This window comes from Streptomyces sp. NPDC046939, assembly GCF_040644575.1.
In the GTDB taxonomy this organism is placed as follows: Bacteria; Actinomycetota; Actinomycetes; order Streptomycetales; family Streptomycetaceae; genus Streptomyces.
In genome coordinates this window covers 1-13856 of record NZ_JBEYWV010000022.1, presented here as the reverse complement: position 1 = coordinate 13856, position 13856 = coordinate 1, and the positions used below count along the sequence as shown (strand labels likewise).

The following is a 13856-nucleotide window of genomic DNA, read 5'->3' as shown; positions in this document are numbered from 1 at the left end:
TCGGGTCACGGGAGTCGGGTCACAGAGCCAGGGTCGCGTCGAGGGCGCCCTCGGGGATGCGGGGCAGCAGGCCGAGTCCGGCGGAGCGGTCTAGCAGGGTGCGTACCGCGTGCAGGCCGTTCTCGCCCAGGCCGGCGGTGAACTCGTTGACGTACAGGTCGATGTGCTGGTCGACGACGTCGGGCTCCATCTCCTGGGCGTGGCGCAGCACGTAGGCGCGGGAGGCGTCGGGGTCACGGCGGGCGGCCCGTACGGAGGCGCGGATGGTCTCGGCGAGGGAGCGCAGGACGGGTGTTCCCAGGGAGCGGCGGGCGACGATGGCGCCGAGCGGGATGGGCAGCCCGGTGCGCTTCTCCCACTCCTCGCCCATGTCGGCGGTGCAGTGCAGGCCGTAGCGGTCGTAGGTGAAGCGGGCCTCGTGGATGACGAGTCCGGCGTCCACGAGGCCGTCACGGACGGCGGGCATGATCTCGTGGAACGGCAGGACGACGATCTCGCCGACGCCGCCGGGCACCGCGTCGGCCGCCCACAGCCGGAACAGCAGGTAGGCGGTGGAGGTGGTGCTGGGCACTGCGACGCGGGCCCCGGCGAGGGCGGCGGGCTCGCCCGGTTCGGCGACCAGGACGAGCGGGCCGCAGCCGTGCCCGAGGGCTCCTCCGGTGGGAAGGAGCGCGTACTGGTCGAGGATGTGCGGCAGTACGCCGTAGGACACCTTCAGGACGTCCAACTCACCTCGGCGGGCCTGACCGTTGGTGACGTCGATGTCGGCGAAGTTGAGTCGTACCTCGGGGGCGTCAGGGAGCAGCCCTTCGGTCCAGGCGTGGAAGACGAAGGTGTCGTTGGGGCAGGGTGAGTGGGCGAGGGTCAGCGGTGCGGACATGTGGTCCCTTTCTTGGGGGCGTGGTGGAGGTGTTTGCGGGAGGAGCTGAGGTGTGCGTGGCGGTGTGATGGGCGTAGGTGGGGGTGTTGGCGGACGTATTCGCGGGGCTTGGCGAAGCGCTCATGGGACGTAGCGGACGTATCCATCGCATGTGCGGGACGTGTTAGTTGGGCCAGCGGGACGATCCCAAGGGGTGTGCTGGACGCGTGCTCGTGGGACGTGGCGGGCGTAGTCGTGGGACGTGCTTGGCACGTTCGTCAAACGTGCCGGGCGCGTCCACGGAGCGGACATGGCGGACGTATTCGTGAGACGTGACGGCCGTGTGCGTGGGACATGCGGGGAGTCCTCGTCGGACCCGACGAACATGGCGGCCCCGCCGAACCCGCCGAACCCAATAGACCCAACGGCCCGATGGCCCGACGGCCCGACGGCCCGACGGAAATGGCGGGCCCGCCGGACCCAACAGGCCCAACAGGCCCAACAGGCCCAACAGGCCCAACGGCCCGACGGACATGGCGGACCCACTGAACCCGCCGGACCCAACGGACCCAACGGACCCAACGGCCCGACGGACATGGCAGCCCCGCCGAACCCAACGGACTCGGCGGCCCGACGGACATGGCGGCCCCGACGAACCCGCCGGACCCGTCCGACCCGTCAGCCCCGCCGGACACGGCAACCACGTCCCCGCGACGCGGCGAACACCATGTCCTCAGCAAAGCCGTTGCGGATGTGGGGTTTTCCCCAGACTGACCTCCGCGAGGATGAGGGAGCCCCACCCGACGCGGCGTCGGTGCCCGCCGACGGGCCCGGGGTTCGTGTCCCGGACGGCTGGCCGGTGTCGCGGGCCCCCGATGGTCCACAGGCGCGACGGAGTGTCCGTGTGGTGCGGTCCCGGCCGTCGTGCCCGCCCCTCTTCGGGCACGAAGGCCGGGACCGTCGTCCGCCGGCGCCGGGACGTCCCGGGCTCGCCGAAGAGGCATCCCGCGCCCCGTGCGCAGACCCACTACGTGTGCCGCCAGGCACTGAACGAGGAGGTTCCCGGCCATGGACGCTGGGCTCAAGCGCGAGCTGGAGGAGAAGGTCTTCTCCGGTGAGCGGCTGTCCCGCGAGGACGGCATCGCCCTGTACGAGTCGGACGACCTGGCGTGGCTGGGCGGTCTGGCCCACGAGGTGCGCACGCGCAAGAACGGCGACGTGGTGCACTTCAACGTCAACCGGCACCTCAATATGACCAACGTGTGCACGGCGTCCTGCGCCTACTGCTCGTTCCAGCGCAAGCCGGGTGAGCAGGACGCGTACACGATGCGCATCGAGGAGGCCGTGCGGCTGGCGAAGGCGATGGAGAACGAGCACCTCTCGGAGCTGCACATCGTCAACGGCCTGCACCCGAACCTGCCGTGGCGCTACTACCCGCGTTCGCTGCGGGAGCTGAAGAAGGCGCTGCCGAACGTCGGGCTGAAGGCGTTCACGGCGACCGAGATCCACCACTTCGAGACGATCAGCGGGATGAGTGCCTCGGAGATCCTCGACGAGCTGATCGACGCGGGCCTGGAGTCGCTGACCGGCGGCGGCGCGGAGATCTTCGACTGGGAGGTCCGCCAGCACATCGTGGACCACCGCACGCACTGGGAGGACTGGTCCCGCATTCACCGCCTGGCGCACGAGAAGGGTCTGAAGACCCCGTGCACCATGCTGTACGGGCACATCGAGGAGCGGCGTCACCGCGTCGACCACGTGCTTCGCCTGCGTGAGTTGCAGGACGAGACCGGCGGTTTCCAGGTCTTCATCCCGCTGCGCTACCAGCACGACTTCGTGGACATGAAGGACGGCAAGGTCAGGAACCGCCTCCAGGCGCGCACCACGATGGCGACGGGCGCCGAGGCGCTGAAGACGTTCGCGGTCTCCCGGCTGCTGTTCGACAACGTGCCGCACGTCAAGGTCTTCTGGGTGATGCACGGTCTCCAGACCGCGCAGCTCGCGCTCCAGCACGGCGCGGACGACATGGACGGCTCGGTCGTCGAGTACAAGATCACGCATGACGCGGACAACTACGGCACCCCGAACAAGCTGACCCGCGAGGACCTGCTCGACCTGATCCGCGACGCCGGTTTCCGCCCGGTCGAGCGGAACACCCGCTACGAGATCATCCGTGAGTACGACGGTCCCGACCCGGCCCGCCGCGAGGCCCCGCAGCCGATGCGCGTGTGACCCGGGGCCGCCGGAACGCGGTAGCCCGATGCGACCGCTGAAGCGACCGTCGACAACCGCCGAAGCGACCCGCCCAGACGACCCCGAGACGACTCAAGACGACACTGCCAGGCAGGTGTGTATGTCCCCGCAGACAACGAACGACGAGGACCTGGAAGTCTGGATCGACCAGGACCTGTGCACCGGTGACGGTATCTGTGCCCAGTACGCGCCCGAGGTGTTCGAGCTGGACATCGACGGGCTCGCGTACGTCAAGAGCGAGCAGGACGAACTGCTGCAGACGCCGGGCGCGACGACTCCGGTCAAGCTGGAGCTGCTCACCGACGTGGTGGACTCGGTCAAGGAGTGCCCCGGCGAGTGCATCCACGTGCGCCGGGTCTCCGACCAGGTCGAGGTGTACGGCCCCGAGGCCGACAACTGACCCCACCGCCTCCGCCGCCTCCGCCGCCTCCGCCGGAAGGACACGTACGTTTCATGAGCTCCACCACCGACAACCTGTGGATCCGCAGGTTCCGGCCCTCCCCCGACGCCGCCGAACGCCTTGTGTGCTTCCCGCACGCAGGCGGTTCGGCCAGCTTCTACGTGCCGGTCGCGGGCGCGCTCAGCCCCCGCGTCGACGTCGCCGCGATCCAGTATCCGGGCCGTCAGGACCGGCGGCTCGAACCGGGCCCCGCCTCGGTGGCCGAACTCGCCGACCAGGTCACCGACGCCCTTGCGGCGTGGGACGACGACCGTCCGCTGACCTTCTTCGGGCACAGCATGGGCGCGCTGGTCGCGTTCGAGGTGGCGCGGCGCATGGAGCGCGCCGGGTCCGGCCCCGTGCGGCTGTTCGCGTCGGGGCGGCGGGCCCCGTCCCGCACCCGTGACGAGCACGTGCACACCCTCGACGACGACGGGGTCATCGCCGAGCTGCGGGCGCTCTCGGGCACCGACGCCCAGGTCCTCCAGGACGAGGAGCTGTTGCGCATGGTGCTGCCGGCGATCCGCGGCGACTACCGGGCGGTGGAAACGTATCGGTGCGAGCCCGGGGCGGTCGTGAGCTGCCCCATCACTGTCCTGACCGGTGATGCCGACCCCCGTACATCGCTGCCGGAGGCACACGCCTGGAGCGAGCACACCACGGCCGGGTCGGACGTCCGGGTCTTCCCCGGCGGTCACTTCTTCCTCTCGGAGCGGCCCGCCGAGGTGTTGGCCGTCCTCGACGAGCACTTCTCCGCGCCCGCCCGCCAGGGCTGACCCCCACCCCGCCACTCCGCCGCTCCTCCTCCCCCCTCGACCCCCTCGACCCGTTCCGGGAGTTGTGCACGATGACCGAGCAACTCGCCCCCGGGGCCGCGCGGTCGGCGCAGGCGCGCCGACGCCGTCCCCGGGTGGGCCACATCCAGTTCCTCAACTGCCTGCCCCTGTTCTGGGGGCTGGCCCGCACCGGCACCCTCCTGGACATGGACCTCCGCCCCGACACGCCGGACGGTCTCAACGACGCCCTCGCGGCGGGCGAGCTCGACATGGGCCCTATCAGCCTCCTGGAGTTCCTGCGCCACGCCGACGACCTGGTCGCGCTGCCGGACATCGCGGTCGGCAGCGACGGCGACGTCATGTCCTGCCTGATCGTCAGCCAGGTGCCGCTGGAGGAGCTGGACGGGGAGCGGGTCGCGCTCGGCTCGACCAGCCGTACGTCGGTGCGCCTGGCGCAGTTGCTGCTGGCCGAGCGGGTCGGCGTACGGCCCGAGTACTACGTGTGCCCGCCGGATCTGCGCACCATGATGTCCGAGGCCAAGGCGGCGGTGGTCATCGGTGACGCCGCACTGCGGGCGGCGCTGCACGAGGCCCCCCGGATGGGTCTTGAGGTGCACGACCTCGGCCGTATGTGGAAGGACTGGACGGGTCTGCCGTTCGTGTTCGCCGTGTTCGCCGCGCGCCGCGACTATCTGGAGCGGGAGCCGGAGACGGTGCGCCGGGTCCACTCCGACCTGCTCGCCTCGCGTGACCTCTCGCTGGCGGAGGTGACGAAGGTCTGCGAACAGGCGTCGCAGTGGGAGGAGTTCGACGCCGCGACGCTGGAGCGCTACTACACCACGGCCCTCGACTTCACGCTCGGCGCCGAGCAGCTCGCCGGCATCGCCGAGTTCGCACGCCGGGTGGGCGGTGCCGACGCGGGGTTCCCGCCCGATGTGCACGTCCGTCTGCTCCAGCCCTCCGCCCCCTGACCCGTTCCTCGCCACCGGAAAGGCCCGGACCCCATGTCCCGACCCTCGCCCCATCCGCTCCAGCCCGTCCTCGACCGTGCCGCGGCGGGTGGGCGTATCACCCCCGAAGAGGCTCTCGCCCTCTACCGCGACGCGCCGCTGCACGCGCTGGGCGCCGCCGCCGACGCGATCCGCCGCCGCAAGTACGCGGGCATCGAGCACATCGCCACGTACATCATCGAGCGGAACATCAACTACACGAACGTCTGCGTCACGGCGTGCAAGTTCTGCGCCTTCTACGCCGCCCCGAAGGACACCAAGAAGGGCTGGACCCGGGAGCTCGACGACATCCTGCGCCGCTGCGCGGAGACCGTCGAACTGGGCGGCACGCAGATCATGTTCCAGGGCGGGCACCACCCGGACTACGGCGTGGAGTACTACGAGGAGCACTTCTCCGCGATCAAGAAGGAGTTCCCGCAGCTCGTCATCCACTCCCTGGGCGCCTCCGAGGTCGAGCACATGGCGCGGATCTCCAAGGTGTCGGTGGAGGAGGCGATCACCCGTATCCACGCCGCCGGTCTGGACTCCTTCGCGGGCGCCGGCGCCGAGCTGCTGCCCGAGCGGCCCCGCAAGGCCATCGCGCCGCTGAAGGAGTCCGGCGAGCGCTGGCTGGAGATCATGGAGACCGCCCACAATCTGGGTGTCGAGTCGACCTCCACCATGCTGATGGGCACCGGCGAGACCAACGCCGAGCGCATCGAGCACCTGCGCATGATCCGCGACGTGCAGGACCGCACCGGCGGCTTCCGCGCGTTCATCCCGTACACCTACCAGCCCGAGAACAACCACCTCAAGGGCCGCACGCAGGCCACCCTCTTCGAGTACCTGCGCATGATCGCGATCGCGCGGATCTTCCTCGACAACGTCCAGCACATCCAGGGCTCCTGGCTGACCACGGGCAAGGAGGTCGGCCAGCTCTCCCTGCACTACGGCGCCGACGACCTCGGCTCGATCATGCTGGAGGAGAACGTCGTCTCCTCCGCCGGAGCCAAGCACCGCTCCAACCTGGTCGAACTGCTCAATCTGATCCGGGGCGCTGGCCGCGTCCCCGCACAGCGCGCCACCACGTACGAGCACCTCGTCGTGCACGACGACCCGGCGAACGACCCCGTCGACGAGCGGATCGTCTCCCACGTCTCCTCCACCGCGATCGCGGGCGGCACCGCCCACCCCGAGCTGAAGCTGATCGCCGCGACCTGAGCCCCGGGCGTGTGTCCGGGGCTCGCGCCTGCCGGGCCCCGCGCACCTGCCTCCGGTTCTGCCCCCCACCCGCACACGAACGTTCTGCCCCCACCCTGCACACGAACGAGGACGGAGAAGCCCATGCCGGGCGCCATTCACGCCAGAGGTCTGGTCAAGACCTTCGGCGAGGTCCGGGCCGTGGACGGAGTAGACCTGGACGTGCCGGAAGGCGGCGTGCTCGGGCTGCTCGGCCCCAACGGAGCGGGCAAGACCACGACCGTGCGGCTGCTCACCACCTTGCTGCGGCCCGACGCGGGAACGGCCGTCGTGGCCGGTCACGACGTGGTCCGCGAACCGGACCGGGTCCGGCTCTCGATCGGGCTCTCGGGCCAGTTCGCGGCGGTGGACGACCGGCTGACGGGCCGTGAGAACCTGCGCATGATCGGCGAACTGTACGGGCTGCGCTCGCGGGCCGCCCGGCAGCGGGCGGACGAGCTGCTCGACCGGTTCGATCTGAGCGCGGCCGGTGACCGGGTGTCGAGCACCTACTCCGGCGGCATGAAGCGCCGCCTGGATCTGGCGGGCGCCCTCGTCGTGCGGCCCTCGGTGATGTTCCTCGACGAGCCGTCGGTCGGGCTCGACCCCACCAGCCGGCTGATGCTGTGGGACGCCATCGAGGACCTGGTCGCCCAGGGCACCACGCTGCTGCTGACCACCCAGTACCTGGAGGAGGCCGACCGGCTGGCCCAGGACATCGCCGTCGTCGACCACGGGCGGATCATCGCCCGGGGCACCCCGCGCGACCTCAAGGCGCAGGCGGGCGGCCAGCACATCGAGGTCGTCGTGGCCTGGCCGGAACAGCTCGACCCGGCCGCGAGCCTCCTCGCCCGGTTCGGCAGCCGCGCCCCGGACGTGGACCGGCCGCGCGCCACCGTCTCCGTACCCGTGGACGGCGGGGTGCGGCTGCTCACCGAGGTCATCGCCGCGCTCGACGCCGACGGCATCGAGATCACCGACATCGGACTGCGCCGCCCCACCCTCGACGAGGTCTTCCTCGGACTCACCGAGGAGACACCGGCCGGCACACCGGCGGATGGACCGACCGGCACAGCGAAGGCCACCGCACGCACGGCGGTCGGCGCCGGCGCGCCGAGCGAGAAGGAGTGATGAACGTGTCGGCAGCGGCACCGCCCGTACCCGACCTCAAGCCCGGCACGGCCGCCAAGTCCGTGCGCGACGTCCTCGTCGTCACCCGGCGCAATGTGATCCGGATGGTGCGGATCCCCGAGGTGCTCGTCCTCAGCCTGGTGCAGCCCGTGGTGTTCGTGCTGCTCTTCGCGTACATCTTCGCCGGGTCGTTCAGCCTGCCCGGCGCGGAGGGCGCCACCGCCTACCGCGAGTACATGATGCCGGGCTTCTTCGCCCAGACCATCGCCTTCGCCACCGCGAGCAACAGCAGCGTCAGCATGGCCAACGACGTGCAGAGCGGCATGGTCGACCGGTTCCGGTCGCTGCCCATGGCGCGTGGTGCCCTGCTCACCGGCCGCACCGTCGCGGACCTGGTGCAGAACACCATCGTGGTGATGGTGATGATCCTGTGCGCGCTGCTCGTCGGCTGGCGCATCCACCACGGCCTGCCGCGCGCCGTCGCGGCGTTCGCGCTGCTGCTGCTCATGGGCTACGCCCTGTCGTGGGTGGGTGTCGTGATCGGCCTGACGGTACGCGCCCCGGAGGCGGCCGCCACCAGCAACTTCCTGTGGCTGTTCCCGCTGACGTTCCTGTCGAACGCGTTCGTGGCCCCCTCGACGCTGCCGACCGTGCTGCGGTGGGCCGCGGAGTGGAACCCGCTGAGCGCCACGGTGCAGGCGGCCCGCCAGTTGTTCGGCAACCCGGGGCTGACCGCGACCGGCGCCTGGCCCGCGCACCACCCGGTCCTGGTGTCGCTCGGCTGGTCGGTGCTGATCGCCGTCGTGGGCCGGACCCTCGCGGTGCGCCGCTACCGCTCGGCCGGCTCATGAGGGCTCGTGAGGAGGAACCCATGACCACGGACGCCGTGTTCCGGGACGACCTGATCCGCCCGGTGCACGAACTGCTCGCCCTGCACGCGTCCCGCCGGCCGGACCGTACGGCGTTCAAGGACGCACGCCGCTCGGTCACCTGGGCCGAGCTGGACCGGCGTACCGCGCGGGTCGCGGGACATCTGGTGGGGCTCGGTCTCGAACGGGGCGCCTCGGCGGTGATCTATCTGCCGAACCGGGTGGAGACGGTGGAGAGTTATCTCGCCGTCACCCGCGCCAGTGCGGTCGGTGTCCCCCTGAACCCGAAGTCGACCGACTCGGAGCTGGCCCACCTGCTGGACGACTGCGCGGCCAGGCTCGTCATCACCGGTGCCGCCCAACTGCCGCAGGTGCGCCGGGTGCTCGCGGGACGGCCGGGCGTCTCGGTGGTCCTGGTCGGCCAGGAGTCCGAGCCGGGCTTCGCGGAGGCCGTCTCCATGGACACCGACGAGGAGCTGCCGCGCTGGGAGGAGCTCGCCCTGACGTGGTCCCTGCGCGATCCGCCCCGCGACGACCTCGGCCTCGACGAGCCCGCCTGGATGCTCTACACGTCCGGGACGACCGGGCGGCCCAAGGGCGTCGTCTCCACGCAGCGGACGTCGCTGTGGGCGACGGCCGCCTGCAACGCGCCGCTGCTCGGCCTGTCTCCGCAGGACCGGGTGGTGTGGCCGATGCCGCTGTTCCACGCCGTGGCGCACAACGTGTGCGTGCTCGGCGTGGTCGCGGTCGGCGCCACCGCCTGCATCACCGACGGCCTGGCGGCCGACGAGGTGCTGCGCCGGGCCGTCGAAGAGGACGCCACTTTCCTCGTGGGTGTGCCGACGATGTACCACCAGATGGCGGAGCTGGCGCGCTCCGGGCGGACGGAGGTGCCGCCGCTGCGGGTGTGCATGGTCGCCGGGTCGTCCTGCCCGCAGTCCCTGCACGAGTCGTTCCGGTCCGCGTTCGGCATCGCGCTGCTCGACAGCTACGGCTCGACGGAGACCGGCGGCGCCATCACCACGAACCTGCCCGAGGGCCCGTACGTCCCCGGCTCGTGCGGCGTTCCGCTGCCGGGTCTGACGCTGCGCCTGACGGACCCGCGCACCGGGGACGAGGTGGAGCAGGGCGCCGAGGGCGAGATCTGGGTGTCAAGCCCTGCCCTGATGCTGGGCTACCACCGCCAGCCGGAGGAGACCGCGACCGTCCTGTCGGACGGCTGGTACCGCACCGGCGACCTGGCCCGGCAGGACGCGGACGGCTATGTGACGATCACGGGCCGCCTCAAGGAGCTGATCATCCGCGGCGGCGAGAACATCCACCCCCGCGAGGTGGAGCAGGTGCTCGCGCAGGCGCCCGGGGTCGCGGACGCGGCCGTCGCGGGCGTCCCGCACGAGTCGCTCGGCGAGGTCCCGGTCGCCTACGTGGTGCCCGCCCCGGGCGGGTTGAACGTGGAGGCGGTGCTGGCCGCGTGCCGACGGCACTTGTCGGCGTTCAAGCTCCCCGAGGAGATCCACGAGGTCGCCGAGGTGCCGCGCAACCCGGCCGGGAAGGTCGCCCGCAAGCTGCTCGCGGGGCTGCCCGCACGGCTGCTGTGGCGCAGGGCCCGGCAGCCCGTCGAGACGGCGGCCCGGTACACGGGCGCCGCCGACCTGGGCCTGGACGATGCGGGTCACCCCCTCCTTTCCGCCGCGGTCGAACTGCCGGAGCGGGACGAGCTGGTGTGCACCGGGCGGATCACGGCGGCCGACGCCGACCCGGCCCTGCCGCGTCGCGCGGACGGCGCGGCGGTGGTCGCCGGGGCCGTCCTCCTCGACCTGGTGCTGCACGCGGCGGGCCGCGTCGGCTGCGGCCGGGTCCTGGAGCTGTCGGCCGACGATCCCTTGGTGCTGCCGCGCGACGAGGGCGTACAGCTCCGCGTGTCCATCGGCGCGCCCGACGCCGAGGGCGTACGGCGGGTGACGGTGCACGGACGCCGGGACGCGCGAGGTGCGGCGGGACGCCCGTGGACCCGGTACGCGACGGCCACGGTCGCGGCCGGTTCGGGGCCGGAGCCGGGGACCGGGCTCGCGGTGTGGCCCCCGCAGGACGCCCACCGCGTCACCGAGGCGGACGACGACGAGGACCGAGAGACCGCGCGAGTGCCGCGCGGCGTGTGGCGCCGCGACGACGAGATGTTCGTGGAGGTGTCACTGCCCGACTGGGCGGCCGGGCAGGAGCGCCCCGCACTGCATCCGGCGCTCCTGGACGCGGCCCTCGCCGGCGCGGTGCGGCACACCGGCGCCGACGACGCGGTGCCGGTGCGCTGGCGCGACGTGTCGCTGCACGCCGAGGGCGCGTCGGTGCTGCGGGTACGGCTGCGGCGCGCGGCGGACGGCACCTGGGACGTCGAGGCCGCCGACGGCGCCGGTGACCCGGTGCTCGACGCGCGTGCGGTGGTCTGCGCCCCGCTCGTGACGGGGGACGTACGGACCGCGTCGGCGGCCCAGCAGGACGGTCTGTTCGAGGAGTCATGGGCGGACGTGGACCTGCCGCGGGTCGCGTCGCGCGAGGGCCGGTGGGCCGTCGTCGGCGCGGACCCGTACGGCGTCCGGGCCGGTCTGATGTCGGCGGGCCGCTACGCCGAGACCCATCCCGACCTGCCGACGCTCCTGACGGCGGCGACGGAGGAGGACACGCCCGTCCCGGACGTCGTGGTCGTCTCCCCCGCCCAGGCCGGTCCGGACACCGACCCGGCCGAGGCGGTCCGCGCGGCCGTCGCCGAATCGCTGGACTGGGTACGGCACTTCGCCCACCCCCTGCTCGCGCAGACCCGGCTCGTCGTGCTCACCCGGGGCGCGGTCGCCACCACGGACGACGACCCTGCGGACGTCGGCGCCGCCGCCGCGTGGGGGCTGGTCGGCGCCGCCCAGGACCGGGCGCCCGGACGCTTCGTGCTCATCGACACGGACGGTGTCAAGCGGTCCTGGCGCCGGGTGGAGTCCGCGGTGGCCGGCGGCGAGCCCCGGGTCGCGCTGCGGTCGGGGCAGGCCCGTACGCCGCGCGCGGTGCGTGTGCCCGCCGCTCCCCCGGCCGCGCCGTCCGGCGAGCGGACCGCCCTGTTCGCCGGGGACGAGGCAGCGACCGCCGCCGAGACGCTCCTCGCACGGGCGGACGCCGGTGAGACCCTTCTTGCGGGCCCGCACGCGAAGAACGTGGCGGACCGGCTGCCGGACGCCTCGCGGGCGGCCGAACCGGTGCGCTGGGAGCCGGTCGACCCGGCCGGCACGCTCCGTACGCTGCTCGAAAGGGGCCCGCGGACCGTGTTGTTCACCGCCGCCGTACGCACCGACGGGGCGACGGCCGGGGCGCGGGCCGACGTGGACGCCGCGCTGCGTCCGCTGATCGACCCCGCGCTGGAGCTGGTGCGCTCCGCGCCCGCGCGCGGGGTGGCCTCCGTCGTGTTCGCGACGCCCTCCCCCGCCACGGCCGGGCTCGCGGACGCCGCCGTGGCCGCCGTGTTCGACGTGTGGGCGCGTGCCCTGCGCGCGGCGGGTGTGGCGGCGGTGTCGGTGCGCGGGCCGGGGACGGCCGCCGACGAAGCGGCGGACCTGTTCGCGTCGGCCGTCGCGACCGGCAGGCCCGCGCTCCTCGCCGACCGGCCGGAGCTGCCCGGGCGCAGCACCGCCGGGCCCCTGTCCGGTTCGGCCGCGCTCCTGCGCGACCTGACGGGCGGGGTGGTCCGGCGGCGCGCCCGCGACACGGTCGCCGATCCCGGCGGGCTGCGCCACCGCCTTGCCGCGCTCACGGGGGCCGAGCAGGAGGAGACGCTGCTGCGTCTGGTGCGTACGCACTTCGCGACCGCGCTCGGTCTCGCCTCGGCCGGGCAGGTCCCGGAGGAGAAAGAGACCCGCGACCTCGGTTTCGACTCGCTGACCGCGCTCACCGCGCGCAACGCGCTGGAGTCGGCGACGGGGCTCTCCCTGCCCGCGGCCGTCGTCTTCGACTTCGCCACACCGGCGGGCCTCGCCCGCCATCTCAGGAAGGAACTGCTCGCCGGTTGAGGCGGGCCGGCGGTTCGCGGCACGGGCGGTACGGCACCGAGCGGTGGCGTACCGCCCGTGCCGTGTCCGCCGTCGTCGACGGCCGGGTCGCACCTGGTCAGGAGGAGGAACTGATGCGTGTCGAGAACGTCCACATCGAGTCGCTCGGCGTGGTGCTGCCCGCGTGGGCGAGCGCCGAGCAGGCGGTCGCGGAAGGGAAGCTGGACGCGGAGATCCAGGCCGCCAACGGCCTGACGGGCGCTCACATCGCGGGCGACACACCGGCGATGGACATGGCGGTCGAGGCGGCCCGGATCGCCCTGGACCGCTCGAAGGTCGACCCGGAGGACCTGGGGGCGCACATTCACTCCGCCGTCCACTACCAGGCCCCGGAGGGCGCCTACCCGCCCGGGTACGTGCTGCGCGAACTCGGCCTGGGACGGCTGCCCGCGCTCTACCTCCAGCAGGGCTGCGACGGCATGCTGAGCGCCCTCGACGTGGCGATCGGCAAGCTCACCGGCGCCGCCGGGGCCGGTTCGGTGCTCCTGACGACGGGCGAGAACTTCTCCTCCCCCACCATGGACCGTTGGAAGGGCTTCGGGCAGGCGTACATCCTCGGGGACGGCGCGGCGGCCGCCCTGATCAGCGACGAGGGCGGCTTCGCCGAGGTGCGGTCGCTGAACTCCGGGGTGCTGCACGAGCTGGAGAAGTGGCATCGCGGCGACGGGCCGCTCCTGCTGCGCGAGGACACCGGCTCGATGGCGGACATGGCAGAGCGGGCCCAGCGGTTCACCGAACGGGAGATGCCGTTGTCGGAGACGATGGAGAAGCTGACGCTGTTCGACCTGGAGGTCATCCAGCGCTCGCTGGTGGACGCCGGTCTGAACGCCTCGGATCTGGCCAAGGTCGTGCCGATCAACATGGACGGCCGGATGATCGAGTACTCGATCATGCTGCCGCTCGGTCTGACGATGGAGCGGTCGAGCTGGGAGTTCGGCAGGTCGGTGGGGCATGTGGGCGGTGCCGACGTGTTCATCACCCTGGAGCACCTGGTGCGCACCCGCCAGGTCGGCCCCGGCGACCACGTGCTGCTGGTGTCGCAGGGGCCTGGCTGGCTGTGCAGCGCGGCCGTCGTCACGGTGACCGACGTCCCGCACTGGGCCGAGTAGCCGACTCCGGCTCTTACCCCGCCCCGAACAGGACGAGCCCCGCCGCCAGCATCTTCTTGCGCCCGTACCGGTCGGCGGTGCTGCCCGCGGTGAGCAGCAGGCCCGACTGC

At 72.4% G+C, this 13856-nt stretch carries 10 protein-coding genes; 9 read left to right on the top strand and 1 reads right to left on the bottom strand.

Annotated features, from left to right (window positions below; translation table 11 throughout):
- Positions 1-19: 19 nt before the first annotated feature.
- Positions 20-880 carry a 1,4-dihydroxy-6-naphthoate synthase gene (locus tag ABZ877_RS23675; RefSeq protein ID WP_361074400.1) on the bottom strand — a complete coding sequence of 287 codons (861 nt, stop codon included), beginning with the start codon at positions 878-880 and terminating at the stop codon, positions 20-22.
- Between the two features lie 1047 nt (positions 881-1927).
- Here ABZ877_RS23675 and mqnE point away from each other — a divergent pair.
- The 9 genes from mqnE to ABZ877_RS23630 all read left to right on the top strand — a co-directional run bounded on the left by mqnE (position 1928) and on the right by ABZ877_RS23630 (position 13746).
- On the top strand, positions 1928-3091 hold the full coding sequence (mqnE, locus tag ABZ877_RS23670; protein WP_361074398.1) for an aminofutalosine synthase MqnE: 1164 nt from the start codon (positions 1928-1930) through the stop codon (positions 3089-3091).
- Positions 3092-3212: 121 nt separating this feature from the next.
- Positions 3213-3512, top strand: a complete 300-nt coding sequence (locus tag ABZ877_RS23665; protein WP_361074396.1) for a ferredoxin — start codon at positions 3213-3215, stop codon at positions 3510-3512.
- 53 nt (positions 3513-3565) lie between these two features.
- On the top strand, positions 3566-4327 hold the full coding sequence (locus ABZ877_RS23660) for an alpha/beta fold hydrolase (RefSeq protein WP_361074394.1): 762 nt from the start codon (positions 3566-3568) through the stop codon (positions 4325-4327).
- Positions 4328-4398: 71 nt separating this feature from the next.
- Positions 4399-5298, top strand: a complete 900-nt coding sequence (locus ABZ877_RS23655; RefSeq protein ID WP_361074392.1) for a menaquinone biosynthesis protein — start codon at positions 4399-4401, stop codon at positions 5296-5298.
- Positions 5299-5331: 33 nt separating this feature from the next.
- Positions 5332-6537, top strand: coding sequence for a cyclic dehypoxanthinyl futalosine synthase (gene mqnC, locus ABZ877_RS23650; protein WP_361074390.1), 1206 nt, complete (start codon positions 5332-5334; stop codon positions 6535-6537).
- Positions 6538-6660: 123 nt separating this feature from the next.
- Positions 6661-7686, top strand: a complete 1026-nt coding sequence (locus tag ABZ877_RS23645; RefSeq protein ID WP_361074388.1) for an ATP-binding cassette domain-containing protein — start codon at positions 6661-6663, stop codon at positions 7684-7686.
- Positions 7686-8537, top strand: a complete 852-nt coding sequence (locus ABZ877_RS23640; RefSeq protein ID WP_361074386.1) for an ABC transporter permease — start codon at positions 7686-7688, stop codon at positions 8535-8537. Before ABZ877_RS23645 ends, ABZ877_RS23640 begins: the two co-directional genes overlap by 1 nt.
- 20 nt (positions 8538-8557) lie before the next feature.
- Positions 8558-12598 carry an AMP-binding protein gene (locus ABZ877_RS23635; RefSeq protein WP_361074384.1) on the top strand — a complete coding sequence of 1347 codons (4041 nt, stop codon included), beginning with the start codon at positions 8558-8560 and terminating at the stop codon, positions 12596-12598.
- Between the two features lie 62 nt (positions 12599-12660).
- On the top strand, positions 12661-13746 hold the full coding sequence (locus ABZ877_RS23630) for a ketoacyl-ACP synthase III family protein (protein ID WP_361074382.1): 1086 nt from the start codon (positions 12661-12663) through the stop codon (positions 13744-13746).
- Positions 13747-13856 lie beyond the last annotated feature (110 nt).

Excerpts from the sequence above, each read along its gene's own strand:
- ABZ877_RS23675 (WP_361074400.1), bottom strand. The coding sequence starts at position 880 with ATGTCCGCACCGCTGACCCTCGCCCACTCACCCTGCCCCAACGACACC.
- mqnE (WP_361074398.1), top strand. The coding sequence starts at position 1,928 with ATGGACGCTGGGCTCAAGCGCGAGCTGGAGGAGAAGGTCTTCTCCGGT.
- ABZ877_RS23665 (WP_361074396.1), top strand. The coding sequence starts at position 3,213 with ATGTCCCCGCAGACAACGAACGACGAGGACCTGGAAGTCTGGATCGAC.
- ABZ877_RS23660 (WP_361074394.1), top strand. The coding sequence starts at position 3,566 with ATGAGCTCCACCACCGACAACCTGTGGATCCGCAGGTTCCGGCCCTCC.
- ABZ877_RS23655 (WP_361074392.1), top strand. The coding sequence starts at position 4,399 with ATGACCGAGCAACTCGCCCCCGGGGCCGCGCGGTCGGCGCAGGCGCGC.
- mqnC (WP_361074390.1), top strand. The coding sequence starts at position 5,332 with ATGTCCCGACCCTCGCCCCATCCGCTCCAGCCCGTCCTCGACCGTGCC.
- ABZ877_RS23645 (WP_361074388.1), top strand. The coding sequence starts at position 6,661 with ATGCCGGGCGCCATTCACGCCAGAGGTCTGGTCAAGACCTTCGGCGAG.
- ABZ877_RS23640 (WP_361074386.1), top strand. The coding sequence starts at position 7,686 with ATGAACGTGTCGGCAGCGGCACCGCCCGTACCCGACCTCAAGCCCGGC.
- ABZ877_RS23635 (WP_361074384.1), top strand. The coding sequence starts at position 8,558 with ATGACCACGGACGCCGTGTTCCGGGACGACCTGATCCGCCCGGTGCAC.